Source organism: Parabacteroides acidifaciens (assembly GCF_003363715.1).
Lineage (GTDB): Bacteria > Bacteroidota > Bacteroidia > Bacteroidales > Tannerellaceae > Parabacteroides > Parabacteroides acidifaciens.
Map to the genome: position 1 here is coordinate 1 of NZ_QREV01000039.1, position 19,478 is coordinate 19,478.

Consider the following 19,478-nt stretch of genomic DNA (forward strand, 5'->3'; position numbering starts at 1 on the left):
AAGGATTGCAGGTTTAAAAAGTATGCGTAAATTTGTGACGAATTTAAACGTACGTTTTTTTTCGTCATTTTGCTTTTGCCTCCTATCTTTTTTATTATCAATCAGTTACAAGTCAAAAACAGGTCGTTTTTACCCCTAAAAAACGGGCTTTTCCGCGTTCTCCCGTCTTCGCTCATATATTTCTTATTTATAATCACTTACACCCCTTTCGTTCAAGCAGTGCTCGAAGTACAAATTTGTTGTTTTTGAAGGGATAGGGCGAAAAAGGGGGGAAAAGAGGGAATAAAAACAATGGCGAGATTGTCTGTTCCGGCAAAATATAGTAAATTTGTATAGGCATACAAAAAGGATGTAAGATGACTATATTTGATGAATATAAGACATATACAGGCGACTCTTCGATCTCACCTTCTTTGCTTTGGGAATATGACTTATCCCATTTCGACTGGTGGAAGTCAAGGAAAATCGTGGTTCAACGGGTCATCGAAAGAGGATGGCTAAAGGATTTTTATGCAGCATTCAAGCTGTATGGCGGCATAGAAGGGTTCAGGGAAATAATAAAGGAAGTCCCCAACTTGTCACCTATCGATATAAACTTTGTCTGCATCGTTTTTAATCTAAAAAAGGAAGAACTAAAATGCTACACACGGAAACTGTTGCGGGACCAAAATCTAATATAAACACAAGAGGGCAATTACAAAAGTACTGACAATATGGACCTTTATACCCGTATATCCATCCCCAAAGCTCCGTTTGCATTTTCCTATATGGAACAAACGGTTTTGTTAGGTTCCTGTTTTGCCGAGAATATCGGGAAGAAGTTGGAGGAGAATAAATTCAAGACGGACCTGAATCCGTTCGGTACGCTCTACAACCCTTCCTCCATAGCCGAAGCGATCCGTATGCTGTTACATCCGGAACGTTTTACGGGCGACGATCTTTTCCGGCACGAAGGCGTTTACCATAGCTTCAGCCACCACAGCCGCTTTTCTTCCCCGTCGGAAACGGAATGCCTGGAAAACATCAACGGGAGACTGTTCAGTTCAGCCAAAATAATCAGGAAAGCACGGCGGATGATCATTACGCTCGGAACGGCTTGGGTGTACAGGCTGGGAAGCACGGGGAAAATCGTTTCCAACTGCCACAAACTGCCGGAGAAAATGTTCGATCGCCAAATGCTGTCGGTCGACGAGATTACGACGGAATGGAAAAGCCTCCTTCTCTCGCTATGGGAACAGAATCCGGAACTGAAAATACTGTTTACCGTCAGCCCGATCCGCCACTGGAAGGACGGGGCGCACGGAAACCAGTTGAGCAAAGCGACCCTGTTGTTAGCCGTCGAACAACTGCAAAAGGACTTTCCGGAACAGACCGCCAACTTCCCTGCTTACGAGATCATGATGGACGAATTGCGGGATTACCGTTTCTATGCGGACGATATGCTGCATCCCTCTCTGCAGGCGGTCGAATATATCTGGGAACGGTTCACGGAAACGATGCTCTCCCGCGAGACTCAGGCAATCCTTAAAGAATGGAAGGATATACAAAAGGCCATTAATCATAAGCCTTTCCAACCGGAAAGCGAAGCCTATAAGCACTTCATCTCGCAAACTTTGTTAAAGATGGAACGACTTAACGAGAAATTCCCTTACTTTGATATGACAAATGAGATAGCAGTGATTAAAAAGAAGTTCTAAACCTAATTATAGAGATAGAAGAATGGAATACTCAATAAAAGAAATCGCCGGAATCATCGGAGCTGACGCCAAGAAGTTACATGACGACCGCATCAGCATTTTGCTTACCGATAGCCGTCGCCTTTCATTCCCGGAACAAAGTCTTTTCTTTGCCCTCCAGACTAAAAGCAACGACGGGCACAATTATATACAAGGATTATACAAACTGCGCGTACGCAACTTTGTTGTCAGCGAGGTATTGCCGGAATTCGAGTCGATGCCCGAGGCCAACTTCCTGGTTGTAAAAGACTCGATGAAAGCTCTCCAGAAGCTGGCCATCCACCATCGGAAACGTTTCAACATCCCGGTGATCGGCATTACCGGAAGCAACGGCAAGACGATTGTAAAAGAGTTCCTCTACCAGCTGTTGCATAATGAGTTCAACATTGTCCGTTCACCCCGCAGCTATAACTCACAGTTGGGTGTGCCGCTGTCCGTATGGCAGATGAACGACAAAAACACGTTAGGCATTTTCGAGGCGGGTATCTCGCAGCCGGACGAGATGGAGCGCCTGCAACCGATCATTGCGCCGACCATCGGTGTGATCACGAATATCGGGGAGGCGCATCAGGAGAACTTCATCTCTTCCACACAGAAATGCCTGGAGAAACTCATGCTGTTCAACGATTGCGAGGCTATTATCTATGATGGAGACGACGCCTTCATCGCCAACTGTATCGAATCGGCTTGTTTGTCCCATAAGGCAATCACCTGGAGCCGGAAAGACTCGGAAGCCCCGTTATACATCGAATCGATCAAGAAAAAGGAGTCGGAAACGATTATCCGCTGCACCCTCTTAGGCTTCGACCGTACTTATACGATCCCGTTTACGGATGATGCTTCCATCGAGAATGTGATCCATTGCATGGCCGTGATGTTGTATCTGAAACCGACCAGTGTAAACGACGCCGAGAAGTTCAAGCAACTGGAACCGGTCGCCATGCGGTTGGATGTAAAGCAGGGCATCAACAACTGCCTGTTGATAAACGACACTTACAATTCGGACATCAACTCACTGGACATCGCGCTCGATTTCCAACAGAGCCGGCGCGTAGGCAAAGATATGAAATGCACGCTGATCCTTTCGGACATCCTGCAGTCGGGCACATTGCCCAAATCCCTTTATAAGAAGGTAGCGGACTTGGTAGGCCGAAAGAAGATCGACCGTATCATCGGCATCGGGCGCGACCTGAAAGAATACGGGAACGTGTTCGATATAGAAAAGGAATTCTACCTCTCGACGGAGGACTTTATCCAATCCGCGTCGTTCAAGAAGTTCAAGAACGAACTGATCCTGATAAAAGGCTCCCGCCAGTTCCATTTCGAACGCATCTCCGAACTGTTGGAGAAGAAGGTGCACGAGACGATTCTGGAGGTCAACCTGGACGCCATCGTCCATAACTTCAACTATTACCGTTCGAAGCTGAAACCGGAAACTAAAATGGTCTGCATGGTGAAAGCCTTCGGATATGGAGCCGGCTCCTATGAGTTGGCCAAGACGTTGCAGGAGCATCGTTGCGACTATCTGGCCGTCGCTGTTGCCGACGAAGGAGCGGAGTTGCGCAAAGAGGGGATTTCTATCCCCCTGATCGTGATGAACCCGGAATTCAGCAGTTTCAATGTCCTGTTCGAGAACCAGCTCGAACCGGAGGTGTATAGTTTCCGCCTGCTCGACGCAATGATAAAAGAGACGGAGCGCAGGGGCATTACCTCCTACCCGATTCATATCAAGATCGACACCGGCATGCACCGTCTGGGATTCCAGCCGAAAGACGTGCCCGAGATATGTGAACGCCTGAAGAAACAGAGCGGTGTTGTAGCCCGCTCGGTATTCTCGCATCTGGTGGGCAGCGATTCTTATGTATTCGACGACTTCACAAAGAAGCAGTTGGAGACATTCACCAAGGCGGCTGGCGAGCTTGAAGCGGGATTGGAATACAAGGTGATCAAACATATCCTGAACTCGGCCGGCATCGAACGCTTTACCGATTATCAGATGGATATGGTGCGCCTCGGCATCGGCCTGTACGGTGTCAGTGCGTCCGGCCAGAAAGGGTTGCGCAACGTCAGCACGCTGAAAACAACTATCCTGCAGATACAGAACGTTCCGGCGGGCGACTCGATCGGCTACAGCCGGATGAGTTACGTGAAACGCGACTCCCGCATAGCCATCATCCCGATCGGATATGCCGACGGCCTGGACCGCCATTTCAGTAACGGAGGCGGAGAGGTTTCGATCAACGGGCAGCGTTGCCCGATTATCGGCAATATTTGTATGGATGCCTGCATGATAGATGTCACCGACATCGATGCGAACGAAGGCGACACCGTTATCATTTTCGGCGAGGAGCTTCCGGTCAGCGAACTGTCCGACAAACTGAAGACCATACCGTATGAGATACTGACCTCGATATCGCCCCGTGTAAAGAGGGTGTATTACAGAGAATAGTTATTTGATTTCCGCCCAGGGATATTTACGGAGGAAATCAAAGTCTACTTTACAGCAGGCAAAGCGATCGTCACCGGACTCTTGTTCAACCACCAGTTCTTCGAGGCCCGATTGCTTTGCCAGCGCAAACAAGGCATCGAAATCGACATCTCCCTTTCCCAACTCGCGGCTACCGGAGTTTATCTTATGGTCAGTCGCGTGCCAGCAGGTAAAACGGCCCGGATATTTCTTCAGGTAGGCGACACAATCGGCGCCTGCCTCCAAAGCATGTCCGAGGTCGAACTGGAAAAAGACAAGGGAAGGATCGGTGTTCTGGATCAGGTAATCGAAGATAACATTTCCCTCGACCGTCTTCATCTCGGCGGAATGGTTATGGTGTCCGAACTTGATGCCCGACTTCTTGCAGACTTCCCCTACCCGGTTGTAATGGTCGGCCAGTCGCTTCAGATCGTCAGTCGTTTTTGTTGCCGGCAACCAGGACTGGATGGCACGTTTTCCTCCCGCAGCCTTCAGCTCGTCACAACATTTCTTCCAGGAGTCCCATTCTTTGGCTCCCGTATCAGCAGAAAGGATAGCCGACCCAGTATGGGTTCCGGACAGGGCCATTCCCATCCCGTCCAGGATAGAAGAGACCTCTTTCAGCCTTTTCCCTAAGAACAGATTGCCATCAAAACCGTATGTTTCGACAGAGGAGAAGCCGATGTCCGACAGTTTCTGCAGGCTACCGGTAAAGTCTTTGGCAAGGTCGTCTTTGACACTGTACAGCTGTATGCCGACCCGGTTACGGTTTTTCTTCATCGATTCATTCACAACCGGCATCGCCGACAACGGCAACTTCTGCAATAAACAACAGGAAGCAAAGAGGGAAGCACCTTTCCCGATAAAATCACGTCTTTTCATGGTCTAAATAATTATTTAATATATGGATAATGTTGTATTAGAGACGACTGTACGAGTAGACAAATATAAAGAATTATTTGGAAACGCGCTTTCCCAAGCCGTCGAAATAAGGCAAACCTTTGGGTATCTTGCACATTTTGCGTACTTTTGTGCCGTAATATATAAATAAAAGGTATGAGTCATAATTTATTGAAAGGCAAGCGAGGCATCATATTCGGAGCACTGAATGACATGTCCATCGCCTGGAAGGTGGCTGAAAGAGCCGTAGAAGAAGGAGCGACAATCACGCTGAGTAACACGCCTATCGCTGTCCGCATGGGACAGGTGGACGCCTTGGCTGAAAAGTTGCACGCCGAAGTTATTCCGGCAGATGCTACGAGCGTAGAAGATCTGGAAACTGTATTCTCTAAATCAGTAGAAATATTAGGAGGTAAAGTAGATTTCGTTTTACATTCCATCGGTATGAGCCCGAACGTGCGCAAGAAACGGACGTACGACGACCTGGACTACGGAATGTTGGAAAAGACACTGGATATCTCCGCCCTCTCTTTCCACAAGATGTTGCAGGTAGCCAAGAAGCAGGATGCCATTGCCGAATACGGTTCGGTAGTCGCCCTCTCTTATGTGGCTGCCCAGCGTACATTCTTCGGATACAACGACATGGCGGATGCAAAGAGCCTGTTAGAATCTATCGCCCGCAGTTTCGGTTACATCTACGGCCGCGAAAAGAACGTACGTATCAACACCATCTCACAGTCTCCGACGCTGACAACAGCCGGTAGCGGTGTGAAGGGCATGGATCACCTGTTGGACTTCGCCGAAAAGATGAGTCCGTTAGGTAATGCCACGGCCGACGAATGTGCTGACTATTGCGTCATGATGTTCTCCGACCTCACCCGCAAGGTAACGATGCAGAACCTCTACCACGACGGTGGCTTCTCGAGCATGGGCATGAGCCTTCGCGCCATGAACCAATACAGCAAAGGTTTAGAAGAATATACCGACGAAAACGGACACATTATTTACGGGTAAACCGTAAATGAGTTGAAAGGTAAAAGTTGAAAGTTAAGAGTTAACCTCACGTCCTCTTAAACTTTCAACTCTTAACTTTCAACTTTCAACTATAAAGCCATGCTTGTAAAAATATATCCCGAAAACCCCAACCTCAGGGAAATAGACAAGGTAGTCGGCATCCTGCGCGACGGCGGTCTTGTGATTTATCCGACCGATACGGTCTATGCCATCGGTTGTGATGCGCTGAATGTACGTGCAGTCGAAAAGATCTGCCAGATGAAAGGCGTCAATCCGCAGAAAAGCAACCTCTCCATTATCTGTTACGACCTGTCCAACCTCAGCGAATATGCCAAGGTGAGCAATGCCGCGTTCAAGCTGATGAAGAAAAACCTGCCGGGCGCTTTCACCTTCATCCTGCCTACCAGTAGCGAGCTGCCGAAGATTTACAAGAACAGGAAAGAAGTCGGAATCCGTGTGCCGGACAACAACATCATCCGCACGTTAGTGGGAGAATTGGGAAATCCGATCCTGACCATGTCCGTGCACGACGAAGACGACATCATCGAATACAGTACCGACCCGGAACTGATCGAAGAGAAATATGAGAACCAGGTGGATGTCGTGATCGACGGCGGTTACGGGGGGACAGAAGCCTCGACCGTTGTGGACTGCACGACCGACGACTTCGAAATCATCCGCCAGGGAAAAGGGGAATTAATCTATTAAGCAACAAAACAAGATGAACTGGAACCAATTACTCTCCGGCAAACGCTTCGGCATGGAGGAATATCACGAACGCAAACACGAACGTACCGACTTTCAGCGGGATTACGACCGCCTGATCTTCTCCTCCCCTTTCCGCCGCTTGCAGAACAAGACGCAGGTCTTCCCGCTACCGGGCAGTATCTTCGTGCACAACCGTCTGACGCATAGTCTTGAGGTGTCCTGCGTTGGTCGCTCTTTAGGCAACAATGTAGCCAAAGGGCTGATGCAGAAATACCCCGACGGGAGCGTCAACTTCCCGGAAATAGGCTCCATCGTTTCTGCCGCCTGCCTGGCGCACGACATGGGTAATCCGCCGTTCGGACACTCCGGCGAACGGGCGATCTCGGCTTACTTCTCCGAGGGAAACGGACGGAAATTAAAGGAACAGATACTTGAAGAGGGCGGGCGTTACGACGACTTCCTCCACTTCGAAGGCAACGCCAATGCCATGCGCCTGCTCACCCACCAGTTCATCGGACGCCGCAAGGGCGGTTTCGCCCTTACCTACAGCACGCTTGCTTCCATCATCAAATATCCCTATTCTTCTGTCTATGCCGGGAAGAAAGGCAAGTTCGGTTTCTTCCAGTCGGAGGAAGATGCCTATCTGCGCATTGCCGCCGAATTAGGCATTTGCCGGAACCCGGAAGACGCCAATAAATTCGTCCGCTACCCGCTTGTCTACCTGGTGGAAGCGGCCGACGATATCTGCTACCAGATCATGGATATCGAGGATGCCTGCAAACTGCATATCCTGACAACAGAAGAGGCCATCAACCTGCTCCTGAACTTCTTCGAAAGCGAGCGGCTCGATCATATCACCCGCGTCATGAAGATGGTGGACGATACAAACGAGCAGATCGCCTATCTCCGCTCCTGCATCATCGGACTGCTGGTCGACGAATGTTCCCGCATCTTCCTGGAAAACGAAGAGGATATCCTGAAAGGGACCTATAACACGCCGCTTATCGACAACATCTGCGACCAGGCGAAGAAAGCCTATCAGACCTGTTCGGACACCGCCTATAAAAAGATATACCGCGCTAAAGAAGTGTTAGACATCGAACTGGCCGGTTACCACATCTTCAGCCACCTGATCGACACCCTGACAGAAGCCGTCATGAACCAGGACCACGCCTACAGTAAACTCCTGCTCCAGCGCATCCCGGAACAATACAACACGAACGCACCCACCGTCTACGGCAAAGTGCAGTGTGTACTCGATTATATTTCAGGTATGACGGACGTTTACGCCCTCGATTTGTACAGGAAGATCACAGGTATGAGCTTGCCGGCGGTATAAAGCCGATCAATATTCTTCCCTGTATTTGCTTTCCTGTTTATCATCCAGGATGCTCAGGTAACTCTTGTAGCGCGATTCGCTGATATAATGGTCTTCCACGGCACGCAGCACGGCACAACCCGGTTCGTGGCGGTGGGAACAGTTATTGAATTTGCAGTCGGCGGAGAATTTGAATATCTCGGGGAAGTAATGGGCGATTTCAGCACCTTCCATCTCGATCGTCCCGAAGCCTTTAATACCCGGCGTGTCGATCAGATAACCGCCGTCGGGCAACGGGATCATCTCGGAGAAAGTCGTCGTATGCATTCCCTTGTTATGATATTCGGAGATATCGCCGGTACGAAGGTTAACGCCCGGCACTAATTTGTTGATAATCGTTGATTTCCCTACACCGGAATGGCCGGACAGAAGGGTTATCTTGCCTTGCAGATCGGCTTTCAGCGCGTCCAGTCCTTCTTCCGAACGGGCACAAAGATTCGAGCAGGGATACCCGATCGTCGTATAAAGATTAGTCAACGCATCCAGCAACTCCATATCCTCGGCATTGTAACGGTCTATCTTGTTGAACACCAGTTTTACAGGAACACGGTAAGCCTCGGCGGTCGCCAGAAAACGGTCGATAAAGACAGTGGTGGTAATCGGATAGTTGACAGTCACGATCAGCATGGCCTGGTCCACATTGGCGGCAATGATATGTGACTGCTTGGAAAGGTTGGAGGCACGGCGGATGATGTAATTCTTCCGGTCCTCGATCTCGGTAATGAAAGCGGTCCCTTCCGGATTAATGTCGATATCGACCCGGTCTCCGACCGCGACAGGATTGGTTGTTCGAATATCTTTGAGACGGAAATTCCCCTTGATCTTACTTTCAACATCGCGGCCGTCATCGGTGCGAACGGTATACCAGCTACCGGTATTCTTAACAACCAATCCTCTCATGCTATTACTATACGGTCATTATTTCTTTTTCTTTAGCTGCGTAGAGTTCATCTACTTTCTTGATATATTTGTCATGGATCTTCTGCACTTCCGCTTCTGCATCTTTTTCTACATCTTCGGGAGTACCATCGGTCTTGATGCTCTTCTTCAACTGTTCGATTGCATCGCGACGGGCGTTACGGACGCTGATCTTGGCAGCTTCGGCTTCCTGCTTGGACTGTTTAGCCAGCTGGCGGCGACGTTCTTCCGTCAAAGGAGGAATACCTAAACGAATCACTTCGCCATTGTTTTCAGGCGTGATGCCGACATCAGAATCCATGATTCCTTTCTCAATGTCTTTGATGATCTTCTTCTCCCAGGGAGTGATCATGATCGTCCTTGCATCCGGAATCGTTACGGTAGCTACATTTGTCAGAGGAACAGGAGCACCGTAATACATAACTCTCACGCAATCCAAAATCTTCGGATTTGCCTTACCGGCACGGATATGAGACAACTGCTCGTCGAGATACTCGATTGCAAACGTCATCTTCTCTTCTGCCGCCTTTACATACTCTTTTATATCTGCCATAAGTGATTGTATATTTTTGTTTTCTGTTTTTTGGATAAACAAAAGTAGTAAAGTTTTCTTATTCAGCAAAGAGTTTGCGCCGTATCTATCAAAAAAACAGCCTTATCAATGCTGTTCCCTCAACTTCGGAAACAGAAGAAGCAGATAAAGCACTCCTACAGCCAGAACCAACAGGGCGCCCGTCTGCGAATGGAGCGCATCGGAGGCAACCCCCATCAGCAACGGGAAGACCGTTCCGCCGAACAAGCCCATGATCATCAGCCCGGAGACTTCGTTCTGTCGCTGCGGCATCGAAAGCAACGCCTGCGAGAACAGAATGGAGAACACATTCGAGTTGCCGTAACCGACCAAAGCAATGCTGACGTACAACAGGACTTTGGAATCGAACAACAGGAATCCCGCCATCGACGCAACCATCAGCACGACACTGACAACAAAGAACTTCTTAGGCGACCAGTGCGCCAGGATCAGCGAACCGGTCAGGCAACCGATCGTACGGAAGATAAAGTACAGGCTGGTGGCAAACGACGCCGCGTGTATATCCATTCCCAACCGCTCCATCAGAATCTTCGGCGCCGTCGTATTCGTACCGACATCGATCCCGACATGGCACATGATACCGATGAACATCAGCAAGATGAACGGATTACCTAACAAGGCTATACATTCGGCAAAAGTAGACGGCTTCCCTTCCAGCGCCTCTTCCTTAATATGCGTCGCACCCAACAGGAAAATCGCAATCACGGCAACCACCATATAGACCGGGAAAAGCACACGCCATCCCATTCCTAACGAAGGAATAGCCTGCGTCGCCCCCCACATCGCAATATAAGGGGCCAGGAAAGAGGCGATCGCCTTGACAAACTGCCCGAAGGTCAGGCTGCTCGCCAACTTATCCCCGGTGATAATATTCGACAAAAGCGGATTCAGGGAAGTCTGCATCAACGCATTCCCGATTCCCAACAGGGAGAAGGATGCCAACATCACCACATAGCCATCTCCGAAACAAGGGATCAACAACGACACGAAAGTAACAATCAGACTCAGCATAACCGTCTTTTTACGCCCGATCTTATTCATCAGCATCCCTGTCGGAACGGAGAAGATCAGGAACCAGAAGAACACTAAGGAAGGAAAGATATTGGCTTCCGAGTCAGTCAGCCCCAAATCCAGCTTCACATAGTTGGAAGCAATCCCCACCAAATCCACAAATCCCATCGTGAAGAACACAAGCATCACCGGGATTAACTTCAGATATAAACTCTTCTCTTTCATGTCAGTTCTTATTTGGATAGGCTGGCCATGCACCCTCTTTCGTACAAACGAAAGCCGCCGTCTCGACAGCGATCTGATGGGCTTCGTGCAAGGATTTGCCGGTTAATATGGAATAAACGAATGCACCGGAGAAGGAGTCACCCGCTCCCACCGTATCGGCGACTTCCACCTTTGGAGTGAGGATAGTCGACTGTTCGTCGGGCGAATAGATCGAACTGAATGCCGATCCGGCAGTCAGGATTACATATTTCAGGTTATATTTCCGGAGCATCTGGCGGCAGACTTCCTCGTCCGAACCATCCAGGTCGCACATTCCGCGCAGCAAGACCAGTTCCTCATCGTTTACCTTAAACACATTGGCCTTGTGCAGCAACGTCTCGATCAGATCCTTTGAATAATAAGACTGGCGGATATTGATATCGAAAAAGCGCAACGCATCTTCGCGGGCATACGACAAGAGGGTAAGAATCGTCTCCCTCGAACCTTGCGCACGCAAAGCCAACGTCCCATAACAAACCGCATCCGCTTTCTTCACTAACTCTATCGCCTCCTGCGTCAAAGGGATGTGATCCCAGGCGACACCTTCAATGATCGTGTAGGTGGGAATGCCGTCTTTCAGCTCCACCATTACGTTTCCAGTAGGATATTCGACCGTTCCCAACGAATGGCAGATGCCGTTCTTGTCTAATTCCTGAACTATTTCCGCCCCGAACACGTCGTTTCCGACCGCACTGATCGCATATCCTTCCGCTCCCAACCGGGTGGCATGATATACAAAATTGATTGGAGCACCTCCGGCACGCTTCCCGGTGGGCAAAACATCCCACAGGAGTTCCCCGATGCCGACAACTACTGGTTTCTTATTTTCCATGATATATTGATTTTATTGTTATAAATATAATTATTCCTTTAAGTATCTCTTCATAAACATAGCTTGTTCTTAAAAGTTTCATGCCGGGGAAACAAAAGTTTCTCCACGACGGAACAAAAGTTCCATGCCGATGAAACTAAAGTTTCACGCCCGAGAATATTTGGAACAAAAGTTTCACCTTTTTCTTGGAGTGAAACTTTTTGCAGTTTCCCTTTCCTACAAGCCTAATGCGTACAGCTTGCAAGCGTTGACCTTTGTCGAACCGTTCCGGCTGTAAAAAGACAGACTGTTGTACGGTTCATTCGGGAATACGAGGTTTGTCATGGCGACCTTTCCGCCATCCAGGAAGATTTCGATGGAGCATTTATCGACGAACAGCTGCAACCGATGTTGCTTGTCTTTGGAAAGCGGACCCCAGGTGGCGAGGGCGAAGTCGTCCACATAGTTGATGGAGTTCTTCACGCGGTTGTCATGCGCTTCCTTCTCGTGCGGGATGGCGTTCTTGCCGAAGTCGACTATTCCGCTGTGTACGCGGTCCATCACCAGCTTGCCGTCCTTCATGTCTAAATAGATATCGATATATTCGCCTTTGCTGTTCATCAGTTTGAAGCCGGAACAGTCGGCATTGGTCGTCAGGTCTATGTTCATCTCGAAAGCGCCGTCGCCTCCGTCAAACAGGGTTTCGATAGTAAATTCCTTTCCGTTATCGACCGTGAAGGCGGGTATTTCTTTCGTTTCCTTCCGCAAAGCCTCCAGCTCTTTTACCGGGTTGACGGCCATATAGATATCTTTTCCTTCGGAATACATCGTCAGTTCGCGGGGCAGGGCGTTGGCACTGCGGTATTGCTGGGTCGGGATGATATTGGCGTACTGCCAGTTGCTCATCCAGGGCACGGCAATCACACGTTCGCCGGTGTTCGAGAAACAAACGGTTGCGTAGTGGTCTTTGCCCCAGTCCATCCATTTGACGACTTCGGGTTTCGTGTCGCAAGTGAAGTTCGTGCCGTCGAAGTCTCCTATAAAATATTGTGTGGCGGAACCGCCGAACAGGCAACCGGGATTGATATTGACGATCAGCGCCCACTTCTTATGATTCCCGTCGCCATCGACGGCGAGCTGCACCATATCCGGACATTCGAACTGGCTCGGCTGCATGCCGTAACCTTTGCCGAAAGCGCTCATGTAGGTCCAATCCTTCAGGTCTTTGGAGGAGAAGAAACGCATCTCCTTATCGGCGGATACAATCATCACCCACTTCTGCTGGGGTTCGTACCAGAAGACTTTCGGGTCACGGAAATCCTTCAGCCCGTCGAACGGGGTCAGGACCGGGTTCTTTTCATACTTGGTGAATGTGCGGCCGTTGTCTTTGCTATACGCCATACATTCGATCTGTCCGTTGCGGTCGCTGGCGGAGGTGTAGAAAGAGACGATCGTGCCGTCGCCATATCCTGCCGTATTCGCCAGGTCGACCACCGAGCTGCCGGAGAAGATATGTCCCATCGTGTCGCGCGCCAAGGCAACCGGAAGATGTTCCCAATGAACAAGGTCGCGACTGACGGAATGCCCCCAGTGCATATTGCCCCATACGGAACCGTAAGGATTGTATTGGAAGTAGAGATGATATTCGCCGTCTTTATACACCAGCCCGTTGGCGTCGTTCATCCAGCCGTAAAGCGGCGTATGGTGATAGAGGGGGCGGAACTTGTCGCGGTTTGTAGTGTCGAACGTATCGGACAACTGAATCCGGCTCCAGCAAACGGCGTCCTTCGGTGTCTTGCGAATGCGTACAAGCGCTTTCTTTGCGCCCGCAGGCAATTCGAACGGCACGAAATAGTCGACACGCTGCTTTGCCAGGCGGACATCCATATCCGTATCGGCGGCATCGCCAGTCACGAGGCAGACTTGTCCTTCCAGTGTCTTCTCCTCGACCGGAAGCAGGAGGTATTTGGTCGGATTCGTGATGTGGACAAGCGTCAGGGTGTCGCCCTGCTGTTCCAGTTTAAACTCACTCTTGCCGGACGGCTGGCAGGATACCAGACCGAACGAAACGGCCGCACTCATGACGAGGCTCTTGCTGATGTTTGAAATCGATGCTTTCATATTATGTAATAGTCTTTATTGTTAAAAAGTAATTGTTGCACTGAACTCCACTGTGAACGGGCGGATATAGCTGCCTGCCATCCATGCCCCGTTGTACTTGTCGGCATCTTTCTTCTCGACCAGTTCGGCGCCGGAGATGCTGCCCTTCGCACCGGTCTGGTTCAGGAAGTTGATGACCGTTCCGCTCAACGCCAGATGCTTGTTTACCTGCCAGTTCAGTCCGCCGAAGGTTTCCCACCGTCCGTTGAAGTAATAGGCATCGTTGATGTTGGCATACGTCTTGCTAAAGTAACGGAAACTTGCCCAGACTTTCAAATCTTTCGTAATCATATAGCTCGGGTCGAGTTCAATCAGGACCTTCGGTATTTCGGCCACGATATTGCCTGTCGCATTGATGCTGGAGACGCTTCCGTCGGGAAATGTGACGCCTGTCTCATACTTCTTGTACTTCGGGACCTGGTAGGTGAACAGGAAGTGGAAGTCGAAACCCTTGAACGGCTTAAAGACCGCATCCGTCGTCCATCCCATCGTCTTGATGTCGTAACTCAGCGGAGCCGCCTTGATGTCCTTGCCTGTCGGGTCGTTCGGATTAATCAGGTTCAACGTCGAGTTGTTGTTTGTCTTCGCAATGTAGGAGAACAGGGAAGTCAGGCTCACCCAATCCGTGTTATAATACAGTCCGGCACGTCCTAAAGGTACGGTTATTTTATCTACATTCGGCATATCCGCCGGAGAGAAATTCGACAGGTTCGGACGCTGTGTGATATAGGTGAAGTCACCGGTCAGGCCGAACTGCCCGGTCATCTTATAGGTCAGGGCGGCGGTCAGGGCCGTGTTCAGCCAGTCGTAGCTGAAGTTGCGCGGTGCGATCACCGTCCCGTCGGCAGCGACAGCGCCGATATGGTAATTGTTGAAACGTCCAACCGCATTCCCGTCGGCATTGTAGACGGCGAGGTTCTCCCCTTCCAGGCGCTGGTATTCGAGGCGAGCGCCGTAATAGGCGTTCAGCTTGTCCGTGATATCCCAGTCGTGCGTGGCATAAAGCGCCAGTTTGTTTTCATGCCCCTTATAATATTCGGAGGCGTTCTGGTTGAAGTTATAATAGGGCGTATCGCCGTAATAGTGCACCTTGTCGGAGCCTGTGTTATAGAGCATCTGCGGGTACGCCTCGACCGTGTGGTCGTACATCGTCGTGTTGGAGGCATAGTCCACATCGTAATACCATTCGTTCAGCCCGACGCGCCAGGTCTGGTTGCCGTACTTACGCGACAGTTCGGTTGTGAAGAACACCTCGTCTACCTTGCCCCGGTTGAAGCAGGACATACGGCTCTGCACGTATCCGCTGTAAGGCTGGAACGCGCCGTCCGCCTGCCGGGTCTGATAGCCGGCGGAGGCATCCTGTTCTTTCATGTCCATCGGCGTCTGGTAGAGGTATGAGCCTTGCGAGTGGTCGTACTTCATATTGACCTTCCATTCCAGCCCGTTATCCCATTTGTAGGAATGAAGGAGCGTCACCTGGTTGCCCCGGCTGGCGGTCGCATCATAGAGGTTGACGGTCCCGACTTTTCCCGTCCGGATATCCAGGTAAGGGATTGTTCCGACATTGGGCAGGTAAGAAGATGTTCCGAGGCTGAAGCCGGGAATCTCTTTCACGCTTCCGTCGCCGACATAGATGAAGGGAGCGCCGGTGGTCGCGTTGGATAGCCAATGACTGTTACTGTAATGATAGATGACGGAGAACTGTCCGCGCCCTTCGTTGTAAAGCTTGCTCAGGGCGAACTTATAGATTTCCGTCCGGTCCTGATACTGGGCGAAGCGCAGCTTGAACGAGCCCGGGTCGAAATTCTGGTAGATGCTTCCGCTGTAGAACCAGCCTTTCCCCAATCCTCCGTTCAGGTTCAGGTCGAACTGCTGCCGGCCGAAATGGTTGGTGTTGTAGTTCAGCGTGCCGTTGAAGGCTTTCTTCCCGTCGAGCCCCAGTTGGGTGAACGAGTTGACGGCATAGCCGATGTTACCGGTCGTGATGGCTGTCTCGGATATCTTCATCAGTCCGATATGCGAGAGGCTGCCGTCGCCGCGCCAATGCGTGTTTACGTTATGGGGATTCGAATTATAGACGACCGGAAGGCCGTTCTCGAGTACGTTGACATCTCCGCCGGGCAGGCCGATCGAGATCTCGCGGGGACCATTTGCACTTGCTGCGTTCAGCATGACGTTACGGCTGTTCGTCTCCCCCTTCTTTTCGCTACCGGAAGGGATCGTATCCTTTACAGCTTCTTGTGCATAAAGAGCAGATGTAAGGAAACAGCCGGCAAGGGACGCGATAAAATACCTTTTCATGGCAACAGTTTTCATATAGATTGTTTTAAAATGTTTTCGTGGCAATGCGTTTTTACGGAGGCAAAAGTAGGGTACTCCGGACAGGCGGGCGATAACAAATGAAGCAGGAAGTATGACAAATGTCTCATCCCATAAAAAAGTTTCGGGTCTTGTCAAATCCGTCCTGTTTATGTGACAAATGTAATAGGCCGTATTGCTTCTAAGCAATAGGGTACATATGGTTCTAAGCAATCAGTCGTATTGGTTCTAAGCAATAGGGTACCTGTGGTTCTAAGCAATCGGGTACGATTAGTTATAAGTAATCGGGTATGTGTCCTTACCAGTAATCGGGTGCGATTACTTATAAGCAATCGCATCCGATTAATTCCCCTGGTATTCGGTAGGCGTCACGTTATAGGCCGCCTTGAAGCATTTGGCGAAATAGGCGGAGGAGGAAAAGCCGGTCTGGTAGGCGATTTCGCTTACGTTATATTGCCTCTGTTTCAGCAGGACGGCGGCTTTCTTCAAGCGGTAGTTGCGAAGGAAGTCGACGGGGCTCGTACCCGTCAGGTCTTTGATCTTCCGGTGAAGATGTCCGCGGGAGAGTCCGAGCGTGTCGCTCAGCCGTTCGATGTTATATTCGGGGTCGGCATAAACCTGTTCGATCTGGATCAGGAACTTACGCAGGAAGAAGTCGTCCATGTTCTCGACCTTCTCCGGCTCGCCCATCAACAGGTTGCTGCTTTGCAGCTTTTGCAGCAATGTTTCGCGGAGCTTCTTGCGTTCTTCGAGGATACGGATGATGCGGAGCTTGACGAAGTCCATCCGGAAGGGTTTCTGTATATAGCCGTCCGCACCGCCGGAGATGCCGTACATACGCTGGCGTTCGTCGGTCAGCGCCGTCAGGAGGATAAGCGGGATGTGGCTGGTGGCGAGGTTTGTCTTGACAGCCTTGCAGAGTTCGAAGCCATTCATTTCGGGCATCATGACGTCGCTCAAGACAAGGGATATCTCTTCCGAGTTCAGCAGTTCCAACGCCTCTTTCCCGTTCGCGGCTGTCAAGCAGCGGAAGTTGGCCGTCAGTTCTTGGCAGAGGAACGTGCGGACCTCGTCATCGTCCTCGACAACCAGGACGGTGTAGGGATATTCTTTCGCAAGCAACTCCTTCTGTCCGGAATCGTCGAGGCAGGAGGCGTCGTAGGCAAGGGGTGAAACGGGTATCTCGGTGATGTATTCGCCTTTCAGCTGCGTCTTGTCGCGGTGGAGGCTGAAGGTGAAGGCGCTGCCTTTGCCGGGCATGCTCTCCACGTCTATCCGGCCGTTGTGCATCCGGATGTATTCGTTCACCAGATGGAGGCCGATGCCCGTCCCCGTCCGGCTGTTCTCGGAGTAGAAACGGTTGAACAGATAGGGGATGTTTTCAGGCTGGATGCCGGAGCCGTTATCTTCGACGACAATCGTCACCCAGGCTTCGGAGGCGGAGAGCTTCACCGCGATGCGCCCTCCTTCCGGCGTGAACTTGAAGGCGTTGGAGAGCAGGTTGACGATTACCTTCTCGATCATATCGGGGTCGAGCCAGACACGGCATTCTTTCGTATCGGCGGTAAAGAGGTAGTCGATGTTGCGTACCTTCGCCATGCTGTTGAAATAGGATTTTACTTCGCCGGTGAAGGAGACGATCTCCGTCTCGCGTATCTTCAGTTTCTCCTGCTTGTTCTCGACCTTGCGGAAGTCGAGTATCTGGTTGATCACCCGGAGCAGGCGACCGGCATTCTTATGGACCAGCTCGAGGTCCGGCAGGTAGGGCGAGTCGTGGAGCAGGCCGATCAACTTGTCCAGCGGTCCCAGGATCAGGGTGAGCGGCGTACGCACCTCGTGGGAGATGTTCGTGAAGAACTGGAGCTTGGAGGCGGTCACCTCTTCTATCTCGGCATTGAGGGAGATCAGCTTGCGGCGCTGCTCCTCCTCTTTCTTGTTTATCTCGCGCAGTTCGCGGTTGGCGAGCCGTATCTTCCGGTTGATATAAAAGACATAGACCGACAGGGAGATAAAGCCGATCATCAACAACGTAATCACCCAGACGGAGCTCCGGAGGAAGAGGAAACGGTTCAGCAGCTCGTCCATACGGGTACGCTGTGTCTCGATACGCTGCTGGTAATTCAGCAACCGTTCGGTTTGCAGCAGGAGGCTACGGGCGGCTTCCTTATCGACGATGCCGCTATGCAAGGGGATAAAGGGGTCGACCGTTTCGCCGTTGATCAGCCGCATGGCGGTACGTACAACCTGTTCGCCTCCGGTCGGATAGAGGAAAGAGGCGTCGATACGTCCGTCGGCTATTGCTTGCAAACCGGCTTCGGCTACGGCGTCCATGCCGATAACCGGCAGGCGTTTCCCTTGGGCGGAGTCTGTCGAGAGGAAATACTCGCGGGCGGCGATCGCCATGACATCGTTATGGGCAAACACAAAGTCGACCGGCCCGTCAAACGTCGTTTCCCGGAGGTGTCCGGCGGCTATCTCCTGTTTCCATTCGCCTTCCACCGGGACGAAAGTCAGGTCCTTGCGCTCTGAGAGGGCATCCCGGAAACCGTTGTGACGCTCTTGTGCCGGGGAAGAGCCTTTCGCACCCCATATTTCGAGGATAGTGGCATTGGGCGGCAGGTAACGGGCGGCATATTTCCCGGCGGTAACGCCTAATTCGTAGTTGTTGGCTCCCACAAAAGTGGTGTATTGGCTGGTGTTGACTTTCCGGTCGGTAATGATTGTCGGAATACCGGCGCGGTAGGCCTCTTCGGCAACAGCCGTCAGCGGGGCTGATTCCAGGGGGGAGATGACCAGGACGTCGACCTTCTGCCTGATCAGTTCGCGTATCTGTTCGATCTGGCGGTCATTGTTGCTGTCGGCATCTTTAATAATGACTTTCAGATTATCATAGTTGGATGCCTCGATCCCTACTTCCCGGATCATGGCTTGCCGCCAATCATCGTCGGTCATGCATTGCGAAATACCTATCACATACGTCTTTTCCTTCCCGCCACAGGCAGAAAGGAGTAAAGAGAGAAGGAGCGCTATGTAATAGATGTGTTTCATGTATTTGCAGAACTGAACTATCCCGTTCCCGCGCTCCGACGCGGGATCGCAAGGAAACAGGCGTTATCCTGAACCTATAAATGAAGATTAAGGATGTGGCAGGCTATTTTGCGATCCCGCGTCGGAGCGCGGGAACAAGATAGCTCATTATT

The 19,478-nt window shown here is 50.9% G+C and carries 14 protein-coding genes; 6 read left to right on the forward strand and 8 right to left on the reverse strand.

Going from position 1 to position 19,478, the window contains the following annotated elements:
* The first annotated feature begins 356 nt into the window (after positions 1-356).
* The 3 genes from DWU89_RS14450 to DWU89_RS14460 are packed head-to-tail and all read left to right on the forward strand — an operon-like array spanning position 357 to position 4,185.
* Positions 357-680 (forward strand): DUF6922 domain-containing protein, encoded by a 324-nt coding sequence (locus DWU89_RS14450; RefSeq protein WP_115500344.1) that lies wholly within the window; start codon positions 357-359, stop codon positions 678-680.
* 33 nt (positions 681-713) lie between these two features.
* A complete protein-coding gene (locus tag DWU89_RS14455) occupies positions 714-1,697 on the forward strand; it encodes a GSCFA domain-containing protein (RefSeq protein WP_115500345.1) in 984 nt (327 codons plus the stop codon).
* Positions 1,698-1,719: 22 nt separating this feature from the next.
* A complete protein-coding gene (locus DWU89_RS14460) occupies positions 1,720-4,185 on the forward strand; it encodes a bifunctional UDP-N-acetylmuramoyl-tripeptide:D-alanyl-D-alanine ligase/alanine racemase (protein ID WP_115500346.1) in 2,466 nt (821 codons plus the stop codon).
* Here DWU89_RS14460 and DWU89_RS14465 read toward each other — a convergent pair whose 3' ends face one another.
* Entirely contained in the window at positions 4,186-5,085 is a 900-nt protein-coding gene (locus DWU89_RS14465) for a sugar phosphate isomerase/epimerase family protein (RefSeq protein WP_115500347.1), read from the reverse strand.
* Positions 5,086-5,259: 174 nt separating this feature from the next.
* Between DWU89_RS14465 and DWU89_RS14470 the strand changes: the two genes are divergently transcribed.
* The 3 genes from DWU89_RS14470 to dgt all read left to right on the forward strand — a co-directional run bounded on the left by DWU89_RS14470 (position 5,260) and on the right by dgt (position 8,164).
* Positions 5,260-6,117 (forward strand): enoyl-ACP reductase FabI, encoded by an 858-nt coding sequence (locus tag DWU89_RS14470; protein ID WP_115500348.1) that lies wholly within the window; start codon positions 5,260-5,262, stop codon positions 6,115-6,117.
* 99 nt (positions 6,118-6,216) lie between these two features.
* Positions 6,217-6,825 (forward strand): L-threonylcarbamoyladenylate synthase, encoded by a 609-nt coding sequence (locus DWU89_RS14475; RefSeq protein ID WP_115500349.1) that lies wholly within the window; start codon positions 6,217-6,219, stop codon positions 6,823-6,825.
* Positions 6,826-6,838: 13 nt separating this feature from the next.
* Entirely contained in the window at positions 6,839-8,164 is a 1,326-nt protein-coding gene (dgt, locus tag DWU89_RS14480) for a dGTP triphosphohydrolase (RefSeq protein WP_115500350.1), read from the forward strand.
* A gap of 6 nt (positions 8,165-8,170) precedes the next feature.
* On the opposite strand, the gene rsgA is transcribed toward dgt, so the two are convergent.
* The 7 genes from rsgA to DWU89_RS14515 all read right to left on the reverse strand — a co-directional run bounded on the left by rsgA (position 8,171) and on the right by DWU89_RS14515 (position 19,326).
* Positions 8,171-9,103: a ribosome small subunit-dependent GTPase A gene (rsgA, locus tag DWU89_RS14485; RefSeq protein ID WP_115500351.1), complete on the reverse strand. Its 933-nt coding sequence runs from the start codon at positions 9,101-9,103 to the stop codon at positions 8,171-8,173.
* A 7-nt stretch (positions 9,104-9,110) separates the two neighbouring features.
* Positions 9,111-9,674, reverse strand: coding sequence for a ribosome recycling factor (gene frr / locus DWU89_RS14490; RefSeq protein WP_115500352.1), 564 nt, complete (start codon positions 9,672-9,674; stop codon positions 9,111-9,113).
* Positions 9,675-9,779: 105 nt separating this feature from the next.
* Positions 9,780-10,949 (reverse strand): MFS transporter, encoded by a 1,170-nt coding sequence (locus DWU89_RS14495; protein ID WP_115500353.1) that lies wholly within the window; start codon positions 10,947-10,949, stop codon positions 9,780-9,782.
* Between the two features lies 1 nt (position 10,950).
* Positions 10,951-11,820 (reverse strand): carbohydrate kinase family protein, encoded by an 870-nt coding sequence (locus DWU89_RS14500; RefSeq protein ID WP_115500354.1) that lies wholly within the window; start codon positions 11,818-11,820, stop codon positions 10,951-10,953.
* Between the two features lie 216 nt (positions 11,821-12,036).
* Positions 12,037-13,920, reverse strand: a complete 1,884-nt coding sequence (locus DWU89_RS14505; protein WP_115500355.1) for a DUF4980 domain-containing protein — start codon at positions 13,918-13,920, stop codon at positions 12,037-12,039.
* A 21-nt stretch (positions 13,921-13,941) separates the two neighbouring features.
* Positions 13,942-16,260, reverse strand: a complete 2,319-nt coding sequence (locus DWU89_RS14510) for a TonB-dependent receptor (protein ID WP_244205920.1) — start codon at positions 16,258-16,260, stop codon at positions 13,942-13,944.
* A 360-nt stretch (positions 16,261-16,620) separates the two neighbouring features.
* Positions 16,621-19,326 (reverse strand): substrate-binding domain-containing protein, encoded by a 2,706-nt coding sequence (locus DWU89_RS14515; RefSeq protein ID WP_115500357.1) that lies wholly within the window; start codon positions 19,324-19,326, stop codon positions 16,621-16,623.
* Between the last annotated feature and the right edge of the window lie 152 nt (positions 19,327-19,478).